The 16,009-nt window shown below is 39.9% G+C and carries 14 protein-coding genes, 1 tRNA gene and 1 pseudogene; 10 read left to right on the forward strand and 6 right to left on the reverse strand.

What is annotated here, in order from left to right:
* Positions 1–46: 46 nt before the first annotated feature.
* Positions 47–3,226 (reverse strand): TonB-dependent receptor, encoded by a 3,180-nt coding sequence (locus BM375_RS12990; RefSeq protein ID WP_212611681.1) that lies wholly within the window; start codon positions 3,224–3,226, stop codon positions 47–49.
* Between the two features lie 137 nt (positions 3,227–3,363).
* On the reverse strand, positions 3,364–4,683 hold the full coding sequence (mtaB, locus tag BM375_RS12995) for a tRNA (N(6)-L-threonylcarbamoyladenosine(37)-C(2))-methylthiotransferase MtaB (protein WP_170852667.1): 1,320 nt from the start codon (positions 4,681–4,683) through the stop codon (positions 3,364–3,366).
* A 113-nt stretch (positions 4,684–4,796) separates the two neighbouring features.
* Between mtaB and BM375_RS13000 the strand changes: the two genes are divergently transcribed.
* Both BM375_RS13000 and BM375_RS13005 read left to right on the forward strand, forming a co-directional pair.
* Positions 4,797–5,618 (forward strand): thymidylate synthase, encoded by an 822-nt coding sequence (locus BM375_RS13000; protein ID WP_093366676.1) that lies wholly within the window; start codon positions 4,797–4,799, stop codon positions 5,616–5,618.
* 122 nt (positions 5,619–5,740) lie between these two features.
* Positions 5,741–6,235, forward strand: coding sequence for a dihydrofolate reductase (locus BM375_RS13005; protein WP_093366678.1), 495 nt, complete (start codon positions 5,741–5,743; stop codon positions 6,233–6,235).
* Positions 6,236–6,238: 3 nt separating this feature from the next.
* Here the strand turns inward: BM375_RS13005 and BM375_RS13010 are convergent, their stop codons facing one another.
* On the reverse strand, positions 6,239–6,730 hold the full coding sequence (locus tag BM375_RS13010; RefSeq protein ID WP_093366679.1) for a GNAT family N-acetyltransferase: 492 nt from the start codon (positions 6,728–6,730) through the stop codon (positions 6,239–6,241).
* Between the two features lie 89 nt (positions 6,731–6,819).
* Positions 6,820–7,167, reverse strand: a complete 348-nt coding sequence (rplS, locus tag BM375_RS13015) for a 50S ribosomal protein L19 (RefSeq protein WP_093366680.1) — start codon at positions 7,165–7,167, stop codon at positions 6,820–6,822.
* Between the two features lie 317 nt (positions 7,168–7,484).
* On the opposite strand from rplS, the gene BM375_RS13020 reads away from it, so the two are divergent.
* Positions 7,485–7,558 (forward strand) — tRNA-Pro (locus BM375_RS13020).
* 577 nt (positions 7,559–8,135) lie between these two features.
* On the opposite strand, the pseudogene BM375_RS13025 reads toward BM375_RS13020, so the two are convergent.
* Positions 8,136–9,083: pseudogene (locus tag BM375_RS13025) on the reverse strand (recombinase family protein); the annotation flags it as partial.
* Between the two features lie 232 nt (positions 9,084–9,315).
* Positions 9,316–10,791: a recombinase family protein gene (locus BM375_RS13030; RefSeq protein ID WP_093366682.1), complete on the reverse strand. Its 1,476-nt coding sequence runs from the start codon at positions 10,789–10,791 to the stop codon at positions 9,316–9,318.
* Positions 10,792–11,729: 938 nt separating this feature from the next.
* Between BM375_RS13030 and BM375_RS13035 the strand changes: the two genes are divergently transcribed.
* Genes BM375_RS13035 through BM375_RS13065 form a run of 7 tightly spaced genes read left to right on the forward strand, consistent with a single transcriptional unit; the run spans position 11,730 to position 15,999 of the window.
* Positions 11,730–12,122 (forward strand): single-stranded DNA-binding protein, encoded by a 393-nt coding sequence (locus BM375_RS13035; protein ID WP_093366684.1) that lies wholly within the window; start codon positions 11,730–11,732, stop codon positions 12,120–12,122.
* 43 nt (positions 12,123–12,165) lie between these two features.
* Positions 12,166–13,239 (forward strand): DUF932 domain-containing protein, encoded by a 1,074-nt coding sequence (locus tag BM375_RS13040; RefSeq protein ID WP_093366685.1) that lies wholly within the window; start codon positions 12,166–12,168, stop codon positions 13,237–13,239.
* A gap of 53 nt (positions 13,240–13,292) precedes the next feature.
* Complete coding sequence (locus tag BM375_RS13045) at positions 13,293–13,769, forward strand: DUF1281 family ferredoxin-like fold protein (RefSeq protein ID WP_093366687.1); 477 nt, start codon at positions 13,293–13,295, stop codon at positions 13,767–13,769.
* Complete coding sequence (locus BM375_RS13050) at positions 13,766–13,960, forward strand: hypothetical protein (protein WP_093366688.1); 195 nt, start codon at positions 13,766–13,768, stop codon at positions 13,958–13,960. Before BM375_RS13045 ends, BM375_RS13050 begins: the two co-directional genes overlap by 4 nt.
* Positions 13,961–13,969: 9 nt before the next feature.
* Positions 13,970–14,590, forward strand: a complete 621-nt coding sequence (locus tag BM375_RS13055) for a PRTRC system protein E (protein WP_244525906.1) — start codon at positions 13,970–13,972, stop codon at positions 14,588–14,590.
* Between the two features lie 18 nt (positions 14,591–14,608).
* Positions 14,609–14,827: a PRTRC system protein C gene (locus tag BM375_RS13060; RefSeq protein ID WP_093366826.1), complete on the forward strand. Its 219-nt coding sequence runs from the start codon at positions 14,609–14,611 to the stop codon at positions 14,825–14,827.
* 17 nt (positions 14,828–14,844) lie between these two features.
* Complete coding sequence (locus BM375_RS13065) at positions 14,845–15,999, forward strand: hypothetical protein (protein WP_093366692.1); 1,155 nt, start codon at positions 14,845–14,847, stop codon at positions 15,997–15,999.
* Positions 16,000–16,009: the final 10 nt, after the last annotated feature.

Raw genomic sequence — 16,009 nt, forward strand, 5'->3', positions numbered from 1 at the left:
CAATCACTCTATCTTTCGGACAGCCCTATTTTCGATCGTTCTAATTTTAGAAACTATAGCGAACACCAAATTGCAATTGCCATGGATTACCCGATGGCGAAGCCAACCCAATGCTATTCACCGAATAATTAAACTGCTGTTGACTTTGGTCAAACCCTGTCACACGGTACAATGCTTGACTACCCAAAGATTTATTAACACCCCATTCTTTATTCAACATATTGGCGAAGTTGAAAATTTCTGCCGAAAGCTCTACGCCATGTGTTTTATAGAATCTAAAGTTTTTGCTTACACGCAAATCTATTGTACCAAAATAACCATTGATACCACCGTTGCGCTCTGCAAAACCACCTGCATATGACGTAATAAAGTCTTTCATACTTTTGCTCGCCTCTGGATTATCTAAAATCGCCTGCAACCCGTTGCGGATAGCCTCTGGTGTACTGGACGATGTATAATCAAAAATATACGCCAGATCATTGTCTGATGTCACAAAGTCACCATTAGTGTTTCCACCAGAACGCAAACTGTAACGTGTACCACCAAGCCCTGTATAACGTACACCAACATTTACCCCATAGAAAGTTGGCAGCGTACCGTATACCACCACCTTATGTCTGAACTGATTGTCCGAATAGGTGATTCTACCAAGATTACGTGGATCATCGACAACCGGCTGCACCAATGTTGCCGTATTCGCTACGTTACCGTTGAACGAGGTATTGTCTTTAGCATCGTTCCACGTATAGCTCACATTGATCCAACCATCTTTATGATAGTTATATGCCCCATCCACAACAACAGCATATTGATTAATCTTACCCATACTGGTCAACTCCAATACACGGCCAAGCTTATCAGATTTTCTACCGTCTTTCCAATCAGGCTGTCCGTTGGCAGGAATACTTGCTACTGGTACAAACACCCCTCTATTCCCTTCATTTGCCAACCTGAAGAAAGAATCATCCACTAAGTTACGCTCCACGTAGGTATAGTTATTCCTACCCAAAGTCATGTAACCAGTCAAGCTCATTTTGAACTTTTCAGTGATGAACCGCGTATAGGACAAATTTGCCTTATAAACCGTTGGCACTTTCGCATCCTCGCCCGTATAATTGATTGTTGGTAATTGGTGTTGTGACAAGGAAGGTATTGCATTGATATTCTGACGATATGCCAAGAAATCAGGTGTAGGCACATCTGCTCCGCGAACATCTACAGTCGCAAAGTTGCTACCATCAAAAGTCAGGTTATTGATAATCATATAATTATTGATATCTGAGGCAAATATTCCTGCTCCCAAGCGCAAGTAATCTGTTTTATTCTCATTGATATCCCAGCTAAACTGCACACGCGGTTGCAAGATAAAAGAAGCCAGTTTGTTATCCGTACGGATACCCAATTCATCGTACACCAATTGATTGAATACAGCTTTCGGATAGGAAGCATAGTCCATTCTTACACCGGCAGTCATTTCCAGTCCTGCAGAAAGCTCTTTTTGCATCTGACCGTACAATCCCAAATTCATAATCGTCCCTCTAACAGAAACATCATCTTTTAAAGGAACCTCACGATAGTAACGATAGGCTACTTGGTTCTCAAAGTTGGTCAAAGCATCCGCTCCACCGCCATCACGAATATGAAAACGACCGTTGACCTCCGAGCCGTAGATAGATTTTGAAGTCGTGGTCATCAAATCTGCTCCAAAAGTATATTTTGCCCAATCTGTGTCGTAATACAAGTTATTGGTCAAATGAAATACATTATTTTTGAAGCTTTCCTGTGCAAAACGATGTCCACCCAATTGAATATTCGTTGCCAAGTTCGTTCCATTAATATCAGAGACAATATTTTCCACAATAGCTCTTGGGATATAGTTCTTACCAATTTGGTCACCCTGCGTACTGTTTTGGTAAACATAAAGATGCTGTACTTTCAGTTCGTTGGTAATCCTTGGCGAAATGTCCGTACGCAAAGTAGCCAACAAGCTGTTGTCAAAGTTTTTGTCATTACCATAAGACTCCAGAATATTGATACTGGTATTGTCGCCCAATCCCATAGGATTGTAGTCATAGGTGAGGTTATTCCGCAAAGTCAACAAGTTTTTAGAATTGATCTGCCAATCCAAACGTAAAAAACCGGCATCTGAAGTTCTTTTCTTATCAATAGCTCCCACCTGCTGACGATTTGCTACACCATACTTACTGGTTGCTATATCTAGATAACGATTCAAGCTAGACTGATTAATACGATATAAATTCTCATTGGCTCCTTCACGAATATCAGCAATCAGTAATGAGCGATTATCCTGTTGTCTGTCCCATACAGCGAAAAAATGTAATTTATCTTTAATGATAGGCCCACCCAGAGAGAATCCAAACTGATAAGTGGAGTAGTCTCCAATACGACGATTTCCGCGTATATCATAATTGCTGGTCAACCAGTCGGCACGGCCATAGACAAAGGCGGAACCTGTCAACGTGTTTGTTCCCGATTTGGTAGCCGCACTGATAGTACCTCCACCACTCCTACCGAACGTGACATCGTATTGGTTTGTTACGACTTTGAACTCCCGTACCGCTTCCATAGAAACGGAGTATGGCGCTCCACTTCTGCTTGTCGTTGCTCCGGCCGAGGTTGGGTTTTTCGCGTTCATTCCGTCAATCGTAAAATTGGTTGACGACCCCAATTGTCCCGAAATACTTCCACCTCGTGCCAATGGAGAAAGATCAGTTAAAGAAGTAAAGTTACGACCGTTCACAGGCAGTGAACGGATGGTTCGTGAAGAAAATGCCGTTGCTGCCCCCAAGTAATCTTTGGTATTGGCTAAGCCTGAAGCATTGACTTCAATAGCATCCAATGCCCGCGCACTGGATATTAAATCGACCTCAACACGCGCCACGTCACCCTGGTTCAGATACACGCCCGTAATCGCCCCCTCACCCGAAGTCAAGTGATTGACAGTAACGGTATACGGACCACCTAGAGGCAATTGTTTGAAATCAAAATTTCCTCGATCGTTCGTAAGTGAACTAGCTGTGAAGCCTGTTGATTCATTCCTGACCTGCACCGTCGCATTACCAACAGCAAGGTTCTTTTCATCTTTCACGATTCCTGCAATAGAAGCCTGCGTTCCCTGCCCCATGACATTAGTCACCGTAAAAAGCAAAAGCAAGCTTAATAGCAGTAAATTAAATACCTGATTAGATTTGTACATTGATACCATATAGATCTGTTTAATTTGATGCACAAATCTATTGGCAAGATATTAAGGCATCACTAACGAAACATTATCTTAATGTTATTCAATAGTGACCTTAAAAAGAAGAAAATATTAACCTTATGTAAGGATAATAACGAACGCTAATGCACCAACACTTCTGGTAGTTCTTCCACCTCCACCTCACATTGGTCTGTGATAGCGCAGAATTTCACCGGCACAATTTCGTTCACCAATAATGGATCGTAAAGTGTTCTCACCTTTACATAGTTTTTGGAAAAACCATGCATATATCCATCCTTCACATCGCCTTCAAATAACACCTCACCTACTTTTCCTAATTGCTTTTCGTAAAATGCACGACGTTTTTTCTCCGAAAGGATATGCAACATCTTGCTCCTGTCGCTGCGTTGTACCCCTGGAACAGCTCCCTCCATTTGTGCAGCAATGGTATTTTCACGCTCAGAATAAGTAAAAACGTGCAGATAAGAAATATCCAGATCATTTAAGAAATTATATGTATCCAAGAAGTCTTCACGTGTTTCACCTGGGAAACCTACAATCACATCAACCCCGATACAACAGTCTGGCATCAAGCTTTTAATTTTAGCTACACGCTCTGCATACAATTCGCGTTTATATCTACGGCGCATTTTAGCCAACACCTTATTACTTCCAGATTGCAAAGGCATGTGAAAATGTGGCACAAAACGTTTGGACGTGGCAACAAATTCAATAATCTCATTCGCCAGTAGATTAGGTTCAATGGAAGAAATCCGTATACGGTCAATCCCCTCTACCTCATCTAAAGCCTTCACCAAATCCAAAAACTTGTCTTGACGCTTACCATCACGAATACCGAAGTCTCCGATATTCACACCGGTAAGCACAATTTCTTTCACACCCGAAGCTGCTATTTCTTCTGCTTGACGGACGATATTTTCAATATTTCCGGAACGACTTGCCCCTCGTGCTAATGGAATAGTACAGAAAGTACACGAATAGTCACAACCATCCTGTACCTTGAGGAAAGTACGTGTACGATCTCCTATAGAATAAGCAGATACGAACTGGTGGGTTTCATCAATCGGTGCATTATGAACAATAGCTTTTTCTCGCTTCGTCAAGTCGTTAATATGTTCAATGATATTGAACTTTTCCGCTGCCCCCAATACCATATCCACACCTGGGATTTCAGAAATCTCCTGGGGTTTTAATTGAGCGTAGCACCCCACAATGGTTATATAAGCATTCGGGGAATGCTTCAAAGCCTCCTTCACTACTTTACGGCATTTTTTATCTGCATGGTCCGTTACCGAGCAGGTATTAATCACATATACATCCGCTTGACTATTAAACGGAGTCGTTTCATAGCCTGCATCTTTAAAAATCCGACCAATGGAAGAAGTCTCTGAATAATTCAGCTTACATCCTAATGTATAAAAAGCAACTTTTTTGTTCATAACAATTTTGCAAAAATACATAAAAAGAAGCAAAATGTCAGTTGTTGAAAAATTGTGATATGTCCATGATATAAAAACAAGTATCTTCGTATCCATACAATTCGAACTTTCACATGAAACAATATTTAGATTTACTGAAACACGTATACGAAAACGGAGTGGACAAAACAGACCGTACAGGCACAGGCACACGCAGTGTTTTTGGTTATCAGATGCGTTTCAATCTTAAAGAAGGATTTCCGGTAATAACGACCAAGAAATTGCACCTCAAATCCATCGTTCACGAACTTATATGGTTTCTAAAAGGCGAAACCAACATCAAATACCTAAAAGACAACGGCGTGAGCATCTGGGACGAATGGGCTGACGAAAATGGCAATCTTGGCCCTGTATACGGCTCTCAATGGCGCTCCTGGCCTACACCGGACGGACGACACATCGACCAGATTACACAGGTCATCCATCAACTGAAAAAATCACCCGATTCCAGACGCATCATTGTATCGGCATGGAACGTGGCTGAAATAGAGCACATGGCTTTACCGCCTTGCCATGCCTTCTTTCAGTTCTATGTCGCTCCAGCGCAACCCGAGAAAGGTATTCTAAAACCTCAACTCTCTTGCCAACTTTACCAACGCAGTGCCGACATTTTCTTAGGCGTGCCTTTTAATATTGCATCATACGCTTTATTGACTATGATGGTCGCTCAGGTATGTGATATGGAAGCTGCAGAATTTGTACATACTTTCGGCGATGCACACATCTATAGTAACCATTTTGAGCAGACCGAATTACAATTGAGCCGCACACCGAAACCGCTTCCACAGATGAAAATCAATCCAGAAGTGAAAGATCTTTTTGATTTCAAATTCGAGGATTTTGAATTGGCCAACTATGAGTCCCATCCACATATTAAAGCTCCGGTAGCAGTTTAAGATTTAGGGGTAAAAAAAAGAAGAAAGAATCAAGAGCAAAGAAGAAAAAAGTTAGTAAATATCAGAGATAAGCCATATAGCACAAACTGTGTCTAATATCTAATGTCTGACATCTCATAAAAATGAATAATTTAAAAATAACCTTAATTGTAGCAGCTGCTGAAAATAATGCTATTGGGAAAGACAATAAGATGCTTTGGCACCTGCCCGATGATTTCAAATACTTCAAACGCAACACCATGGGGCATTCCGTGGTTATGGGGCGCAAAACCTTCGAATCCATTGGAAAGCCCTTGCCGGAACGTCGCAATATCGTCATTACGCGCGACCAGAATTGGCTTGTCGACGATGTGGATGTTGCCAATTCCATTCAAGAGGTTATGCTCTATTGCAGGGACGAACGTGAGATTTATATTATCGGTGGAGCAAATATATACGAACAGACTTTACCCTTAGCACATAAGGTGTTACTTACGCGGGTGCATACCACGATAGATGGCGATGCTTACTTCCCTGAACTTCCAACTGACCAATGGGAGCTAAAACAACAGGAGTATCATAGTAAAGACGAAAAGCATGCTTATGACTTTACATTTGAGGTCTGGGAAAAGAGGTAAGATTTAGAAAATCAGCTCAAGGACTTCTCCTGACAAACCATCGAAGTCTTTAAATTCCTTCGACACAAAACCATTCTTCAGCAAGATTTTTCGAGATGGCAGATTCTGAGGATCAATAATAGCAAACAACTTACGGCAAGTAGGTTGTTTGTATGCGCTATCAACCAATATTTGTGCAGCTTTACTGGCTATCCCTTGTCCCCAATAAACTGGCAGAACAACATAGCCAAGTTCCGCTTCTTCACACTCTACACTACTTATTTCCAGCTTTGCCAATCCGATAAAATCACCGGAGAGCGCATCTAAAATTTTAAAGTTACCAAAATACGGATGCAGCGTATTATTCGCCAATATTTCGGCAAACAATCTTTCCGCTTCATCCTGAGGAAGCGCTCTTTCGGTAATCATCGCCATAACCGTTGCATCACTCACCAACTGGAAGTAATACAAAAAATCATTGGCCGTAAATTTTTCCAATCGGATAGTCTTGCTCATTTTTCAGGGTTGGAATTATAAAAAACTATACAAAAGCAAAAAGCTCCAACCTTTCGGTTGGAGCTCTCAATATCTCTACTGTGTTGAAATTACACGCGTTTTGCTTTAATACGAGCTGCTTTACCAGTAAGGCCACGTAAGTAGAACAATTTAGCACGACGTACTTTACCTACACTGTTCACTTCAATTTTTTGAATGTTTGGCGAGTTTACAGGGAAAATACGTTCTACACCAATCCCGTTAGAGATTTTACGCACGGTAAAAGTAGCGTTAGTACCTTCGCTGTTTAATTGGATAACGACACCTTGGTACACCTGTACACGCTCTTTGTTTCCCTCGCGAATTTTATAATGTACACTAACAGTATCTCCTGCTTTGAAAGCGGGAATTTCATTTTTTGTTACCGCTTGTTCTTCTACAAATTTTACTAAATCCATGATTTCGAGTAATTATTAACGATTTATTCCTGTAAAAAATCGGAATGCAATATTACAGCTTTTTCTTGAATTAAAAAAATACTTTTGCAATATTCCTGCCCCTCTTCTTATCAAGTGCGTGCAAAGGTAGTGATTATTTTTATTAATCTATATAGTTTTTTTCTTTTTTATCCACAGTCCTTTCCTGCCTTTTCCACAGGTCGTGAAAAAATATATTGCAATCAATGAAGCGGTTAGCTTAGCGAAAAAAAAAAACTATTGACAAGAATCAAAATTGCCGTATATTTGTGCCAGCAAAACAAAAGGTGATACCTTTTCGGGGTGTAGCGTAGCCCGGTATCGCGCCACATTTGGGATGTGGAGGTCGTAGGTTCGAATCCTGCCACCCCGACTTGACGGGACAAAGTAGAAAAACCTACTTTTGTCCCGTTTTTTTTTGCTCCTAACTTTTTGTTAATCAAGTTGATATATTGAATGAAATCGTTCCGCCTAGCGGTTCGAACTCCGTTATTTTCAAATTGTATTTTTTCAGGGTAAATCGAACCAATATCATTTCTAACCTCCATTAAACTTCCGTTTTCAAGGTTATGGCTGATTTCCATGATCTTTGATATCCCTTGTTCTATTAGGTTCTGTACATTACCCACATCGTTGTTAAGCGCCGTCAATTGAGATTCAAATGCAGCAATTTTCATACTATACTGTGATTTGATTTCACGATAGTCTTCCGCATCAATCTGTCGTGTGGCCAAAAGATCCCTCATATGCGAAAGCCTATCTTCGAAGTCTTTAATCTGAATAAGGATTTCTTTTTGCTCTAACTGCATTTGGTTTGTCTGCTCCAGATACTCTTTACAAATTGCTTCCTGATAAAATTCCTTGTTTTCTATTCTGGGTATGAATTTCAACAAGTCGTCCTTGATTACATCATTGATCTTTTCTGCATTTACCCGATGCTTACAGCCGCCTACGCAATGGTAATAAGCGTAATATCGATTTCGACCTTTAGATTTACTTCCTGTGAGTAATTTTTCACAATCCGGACAGATCAAAAAGCCTCTCATAGGAAATTCATCGAGGGTTTTAACTTTCGGGCGGTAATTTCTGCCCCTACCGTCAAGAACATCTTGCACTTCATAATAAAGTGATTCTGAAATTATTGCTTCGTGCTGCCCTTGAACAAAACGACTTTCCTCATCTTTAAATTGGGGAATGAAAATCTTGCCACAATAAAGCGGATTTCTAATAACCTGCCAAAATGCGTTCTTACTACATTTTAAACCTTTTGCTTTAGCCTGCTTCCAGATCTGTTCAGTATTATAGATTCCATTTGCTATCTCTTCAAAGCTCCACCGCAAGATTGCAGCATCAGGTTCTTTGGGTACAATATATTTTTTTCCGTTTTCTTCTGTTTTGTTTACGTATGCAACAGGTGCCAGCCCCATATAGCGACCTTCTTTCTTTGCCCGTCGCATCCCATAGAATACGTTCAATGCCCTACGATCATTTTCAACTTCTGGTGCAGCCAGATAAAACGCCAGCATCATTTTATTTTCCGGAATGGAAAGATCTAAAGGTTGTTCTATAGCCTGCGGTTCTGCACCATGTTTCCTCAATATGTTTATCATTTGATAAGCATCGCCAGCATTCCGACTGAAACGATCCCATTTTGTAAATAGAATTAGATTAACGTTATTCTTACGCTTTTTTAAACTTTGGAGTAATTCCTTCCATCTTGGACGATTAAAAGACTTGGCTGAATGGTCTTCATAGATTACATTACGAATCTCAATTTGATGGGAAATGCAATATTTCCGCAGCATCTCTTCTTGATTCCGTTGAGAATACCCTTTGTCTGCCTGTTCATCCGTACTTACCCGAATGTATAAATCTGCTAAATATCTCATACCTCTCATCAAATTTTAATGTAAGAAAAGCCTGTAGAACATTGAGCTTCGACCACTTTGTCTGTCGTTGGCGTCATTTGGCTTTTGTTGGCACTAATTTAATGATTTAATTTGGTCTAAGAGCCTATTTAACTTTAAACCTCAATTTAACGGGAAGTGTAAGAATCGGAGTAACAAACAAATAATGAAACACCATACATAACGGGTGTTTTATCGACATTCGTCTCTGACATGTTAGGGCTTAATCAGCTTTGTAGTAATAAAGAGCTTTTAGCGCATCGTTTGACTTTGTATTCTGAATCAACGTTCCATAAAATAAAAGCTTTTCCGGGTATAGAATTTGAACCAGAGATCGTTTATCTTCAATTTCCCCTTTTTCAAATACGCTATCCAACGTCATTAACATCTTTATATCTTTTTTCAATAAGTTCTCTATAGACGGAGTTCCGTTACAAAGAGTCTCCAGCCTCTCTTTTAACTCATTGAGAGCAGCATTATATTGGGCCTTAATTTCAAGATAATCTAAAGGGTCAATTTTTTGTGTTGCCAATAAATTACGGATATGGGATAACCTGCCGTCGTAGTCTTTAAGTTGGAAGGAAAGCTGTCTCTTGGTAATCTGTAAACTATGCGTGAGTTCGTAATAGGTCTCAGCAATTATATCTCGGTATATAGATAGAACTTCTTCTTTAGGCACAAACTTTCCTAATTCTTTTTCGAATGCCAAGTTTAATTTCTCCACACTGATACGGTAAGTACAACCTTTTCGACAGTGGTAGTAGCTATAGTGTTTTGTTCTTCCCTTTGATTTACTTGCTGTAAGTAGGTTTCTGCATATCGGACAGATAAGAAACCCTCTTAATAAGAAATCCTCTTGGGTCTGAATTTTGGAGCGATACTTTCTTCCTCTTCCATCTAATATTTCCTGTACATTCTCAAAAAGTTCTTCCGAGATAATCGGCTGGTGCTGCCCAGGCACAAAGCGACTTTCTTCATCTTTATATTTTGGCAGAAATATCTTCCCACAATATAACGGGTTACGGATTAACTGCCAAAAAGCATTTTTACTGCATTTTAACCCTTTCTCTTTCGCCTTTTTCCAAACTTGTTCCGTATTGAAAACACCTTTAGAGAGCTCTTCAAATACCCAAAGCAATATGGTAGAATCTGGTTCTTTTGGTTCGATGTACTTGTTTCCAAGTCCATCAATTTTATTTTTATATCCAACTGGAGCAAGTCCCATATAACGGCCTTCTTTCTTGGCTCTCCTCATACCAAAAAATACGTTGAGAGCACGACGGTCGTTTTCCACCTCTGGAGCCGCAAGATAAAAAGCCAACATCATCTTATTTTCGGGAATTGATAGATCTAAAGGTTGTTCTATTGCTTGTGGTTCTACCCCCAAATCACGGAGTGTATTTATCATTTGGTAGGCGTCGCCCGCATTTCTGCTGAACCGGTCCCATTTAGTAAATAGGACAAGGTCTGATTTATGTACATGCTTTTTCAGAGTAGAAAGCAATTTTTTCCACTCAGGTCTGTTGAACGATTTGGCCGAATGATCTTCAAATATTACGTTCCTTACTTCGATACAGTGATTGTCACAGTATTTCCTTAACATCTCCTCTTGGCTACGTTGTGAATACCCCTTATCCGCTTGTTCATCAGTACTGACACGAATATATAAATCTGCTGTCTCCGTTCTATCAATAATCATTTATTTCCAAATATTTACTTACGGTTATCCTTGCAATTTTTTTTAAAAATGCTAACACTTTCATAGCCTCTTCTACACTCAAGTCAATGTGTTCATGTTTTAACATTTTCACTATCTTTTCTGGTGTAATTTTCATATTATGTGATTTCTCCCTCATAGCATATGCAGTCTAATCATTACTAAACCTGAAAATTAGCTTCGAAAGATCGGTATCACATAAATAATGAAGTGTTTGGCCTTGAAAGGTAGTATTTGGCTAAACTATGTATTGATTAATTTCTCTTTTGTCTGTTTTTTTATGTAGCCAAACTTATTAGGCATTATATAGACCATGTAATCTACTTACTCTTGGATAGCCAAAGCACATTTACATTCCCCTCGCAACTCCCAATACTGTAAAAGAGCTTCGTGCTACTTCCGAAACAGAAATTTGAAAAATGCCGTCCCGCTACTCCCTTTTACCACACTTTTCAAATACCTGTTATGGTGGCTCATACAAGCCACCATATTAAAAAAGCATTTATCCATTCAGCTAAATGGAAGTGTTATTTCAATCCACTATAAACCATTTTGCAATGCCATTTTTTCCACTTCCACAATAGTTTTTATCCAAAGTGCCGTATGCTTTTTTGTTCCATTTCAAGAGCAAAGGTATTTCCGTGTTCTTAACGCCGCCAAAAGGTCAAGCAAGTTTGAAAAAAAATCTCCACCCGTTGGGTAGTATTTGTTTTTCAAAACCTTGTGTCGACTAAACACGAACCTTTAATGCTCGTGAAACGAAACATAGCATACTCCGGCTCTTTGGACGAATAAAAAAAATGTCAGGTATGAAAATTAAAAGCATTGAAAATGGTAATGAAACGAAACAGCACCTCCTCTCATTACCGAATAAATCAAAAAAAATTAAATCAAAAATCAATTTCTAAAAATCAAAGAATATGAACATCATCGGAAGACTAACAAGAAACGCAGAAGTCCACACACTAAAAGACGAAAGACAGGTAGTGAATTTTTCAATCGCTACGAACGACAACTATCGCAACAAGCAGGGCGAACGAGTAGAGCAAACGACCTACTTCGATTGTGCCTATTGGATTTCTGCAAAGGTGGCAACGCTACTGACCAAAGGCACTTTGGTAGAACTCACAGGGCGAGTAAGTACACGAGCGTGGACAGGCAAGGACGGAGAGCCAAAAGCAGGTTTAAACTTCCATACCTCGAATATCAAACTGCACGGAGGTAGCAGGAGAGCCGAAACCGTACAGGCTACTGAACAAACCGACATCAACGGATTTACAGCACAGGGAACGGACGACGACCTCCCATTTTAACAACGAGTATTCAATCATTTTTTAACGTCAAATTTTTAGCATTATGGCACACAACATCAATTTCAACGAGAAAACAGGAAAGTACAGTTTCTTTACAGTACAGCAAAAAGCGTGGCACGGTTTGGGGCAAATCGTGGAACAATACCCGACAAGTGCGGAAGCTATCAAGCACGCAGGGTTAGACTATGAAGTCGTAAAATCCCCACTATTTACCAAAGGTTCGGGCATTATCGAAACCGCACAGGGTATCGAGATAGGCAGTAACGAATTGGAAGTGCCTAACTACTTTGCCAACATTCGCACCGATAACAACGAAGTTTTGGGTGTAGTCGGTAAGGATTACCACATCGTACAGAACCGTGAAGCCTTTAATTTCTTTGATGCTATCGTAGGTGGTGGCGAGGGTATTCTCTATGAAACCGCAGGAGCATTGGGCAAAGGTGAACGCATTTTTATCACAGCTAAATTGCCCGACTATATCCGTGTAGGCAATGGCGATGATGTTACGGAAAAATACATTTTCCTAACCACTTCGCACGATGGTAGCGGAAGTATTACCGCAGCGTTTACGCCTATCCGTATCGTCTGCCAAAATACCCTTAACGCTTCATTACGGAATATGACAAATGTAGTCCGTATCAAACACACATCGGGAGCAAAACAGCGTATCGAAAATGCTCACAGGATTATGGGATTGGCAAACACACTAAGTACGCAGTTAGAGGGAATTTTCAACGAGTGGACAAAGGTAAAAGTAACCGACCGAGAGGTAAGAAAACTCATTCAAATGGCACTCTGCCCGAACAAGGAAACACTTGACCTACTGAAAAAAGGTGCAGAAGATGAGGTTTCCACTATGTTCAAAAATGTAGTAGATGACGCTTTTGGTTATGCTATGATGAGTGACACACAGCAAATGGACACAACAAAAGGCACTTTGTTCGGAGCGTACAATGCCGTCACAGGATACTATCAGAATGTGCGAAATTACAAGAATGACGAAGCCAAACTACAGAGTATTGTATTGGGCGGAACGGCACAGATGAAATCACAAAAGGCATTTGACTTGTGTACCGCTTTTGCAATGGACGGAGCGGAAATACTAAACCTTAATTAAATAACCAACAGGCTACCGCCTTAATTGGTGGTAGCCTATTAAAACCAAATATTATGGCAAATTGGTGCAGTAACACAGTTGTTTTCGAGGGAGAACCCGAAGCAATCGAACAGATACAACAGCTATTCAAAACAATGATTGAAAAGCAACAGCAAGAAAATTGCGGACAGTTACCCGAATTTTCAGACGACACTAAAGGAGATTGGTTTTTTGATATTTATCAAGATGATGATGTTATAGGCATATTTCAATATGAAACAAAATGGTCGCCTAACATTGAAGTAGTGCAAAAGATAGCAGAACACTACAAGGTAGATTTTGTACAGGAGTATGCAGAAGTGGGCAACCAAATATATGGTAAAGCCACCTATTCAAACGGTATTTTGGATGATGTTTGTCTAAGTGATGAAGACTTGGAGCAGTACCGTTATGACGAACAAACAGACCGTTATTATTTTGAAAATGAAGAATACGAAAGCGATTGCGAAATTTTGGAAATACTATTATCCCGAAAATTGGCAGTCTTATGAAAATAACAGATTTAAACGGTTATTCCATTGAAATACAAAATCTTGACGAAGCCATTCAAATATCAGCAGATTACAAGGAATACAAGCACGAAGACAAAAGTTTTTCGGAGTTCGATAAAAGACAAAAAGCCTATTGGCAGGATATGCACGAGAAACTAAAAGCAATCAAAGAAAAACGTAATAACAATTAAAATTTTAGAATGATGAACACAAATTTTTTCAATCAAATACAGCAGTTGGATTTTACAGGAAATCTACAACTGACGATAACCAAAGGAGCAAAAAATAACCTAATTGTATCTATTCTACTTCTTAACGAACAATGCGGAGATAGTGCCAAAAACCTTATTCCGCCATTGACATTTAATGCTTCGGCACAGGAGTTTGACGAAGGATTTTTTCAGCAGATAAGCACACCTGTACAAAAGGTATCGGGTTTAATGGTGGATATGGAGAAATTCCAAAAGCAATTGGATGAAGCCAAAGCACAATCGGCAATTGAGAAAGCCAAAACCGAGAAAGAGAAAAAAGAGCAGGAAACCAAAGATAAGAAATTCAAACAGGCTATGGACAAGGTGGACGAGTTGGAGAAAGAGGGCAAACACCGTGAAGCGTGGATGAAAGTACCCGATATTACGGACTACCCTGAAAAAGCGGACGAGTTACGCAAACGCAAAACATCATTGTCCGACAAGTTCGCAACACCGAGCCTTTTCGGAGCAACGGAAGAAACAGCACCCGAACCGCCACAAACGGAAGTAGCTATTGCCGATTGTCCGACAGACATAGCAGACGAGGACGAAGATGAAAACGAGTATTAACCATTAAAAATGAGCATTATGTTATTAGCAACGAAATTAGATAGAGTTTTTATACTCAAAGAAAAAGGACAGGACATCAGACTGACCGACCCAGAGCCACGTTGGAGCGTGGAAGCGGTAATGAATTATTACGCCAATATGTACCCCATTCTCACGACTGCCAAAGCATCTGCGCCGCAAATAAAAGATGATGCAGTAGAGTACAGATTTGAGAGCGTAATGGGTACGAAAGGTTAAACCAAAATTAAAAAGCGATGAACTATGCAAAAACATATCCTATCAGGAACTATCACAATACCCGAACAGAAGAGGCAACGACAATTGCACCGCCAGTTAAACGAGTTCGCAGGTTGGATGCAAAAGCCAAAGGATGCGAACGAAGTACAGAAAGACAAACGCAGTTCGGTTCCAATAGGGATGTTGCCAATGGTTTTCTAAAAAGTACGTTTCTGCCTAAACTGAAAGAAACGAAAACCGTACAGGCTTGCAGAAAATTGGATAAAATGGAAAGGGATTTTTTTCAGTCCCTTTCCAAATTGACAGAACATTACAATATTGAACCTGCACAGACCAAACAATTTGCCTACCCCTATAATATGGCATTGGCGATGTCCGATATAGAGGAAAAGTTAAAGAGTAAAGTTTTGGATTGGGAAGAAATCCGTTTGGTACAGGACAGTAAGAAAACCTATTTTGTAAGTGAAGAACGCTACAATACAGGTGCAACACTGTTCTATATTCCTGTTTCGCCATTGTACCGTCTTATGCACGATAAAAAGAGAAAAGCAAACGCTCATTTATTATTGTCCGTTTGTGCTTATCTGTACCATATAGCCGATATTCCGTATTACAGACAGGAAGCGAGTTACCTCTATTGGATGTACGAAATGATGAACGATTGGGTTGAACAGGACGACTATACGGAAGAATCCGAAGTTTATTTATCAGAGATAAAAGAATCCGAATTTATCGGGGATTATATCGAACAACGGATTTATAACCGTACCAATCTGACCGTATTTGAACAGCGTATTGAAAAGTTCAAAGTAAGGAATGAGTTTGACAGGGAATGTTTAACAGTAGCAAAAGAAGCCTTTGCTCTCTATCAGACCTATCCCGATGCCACTGTTTCCCGTAATGCAAAACCCAACGGAGAAGCATCTGAAGAAGATATAGACAACATTATCGGAATGGAAAAGTATATCTCCTTTTACGCAGACCACAAAGGTTGGCTCAATGAAACCTTGATAGAATCCGTAAATAACGAATTGCAGGAATACGGACAGATGGAAGAACCCACTATACTGAAACAGTTTGACGGCAGGGATATAACCGTCAACAATCTTTGTTTTGAAAACAGGTTATTTCAACTATTGCATAGCCTAAGCGATATTTTGAACCAATGTTAAATGCAAGAAT

Origin of the sequence: Sphingobacterium wenxiniae, from assembly GCF_900116225.1 — a bacterium.
Lineage (GTDB): Bacteria > Bacteroidota > Bacteroidia > Sphingobacteriales > Sphingobacteriaceae > Sphingobacterium > Sphingobacterium wenxiniae.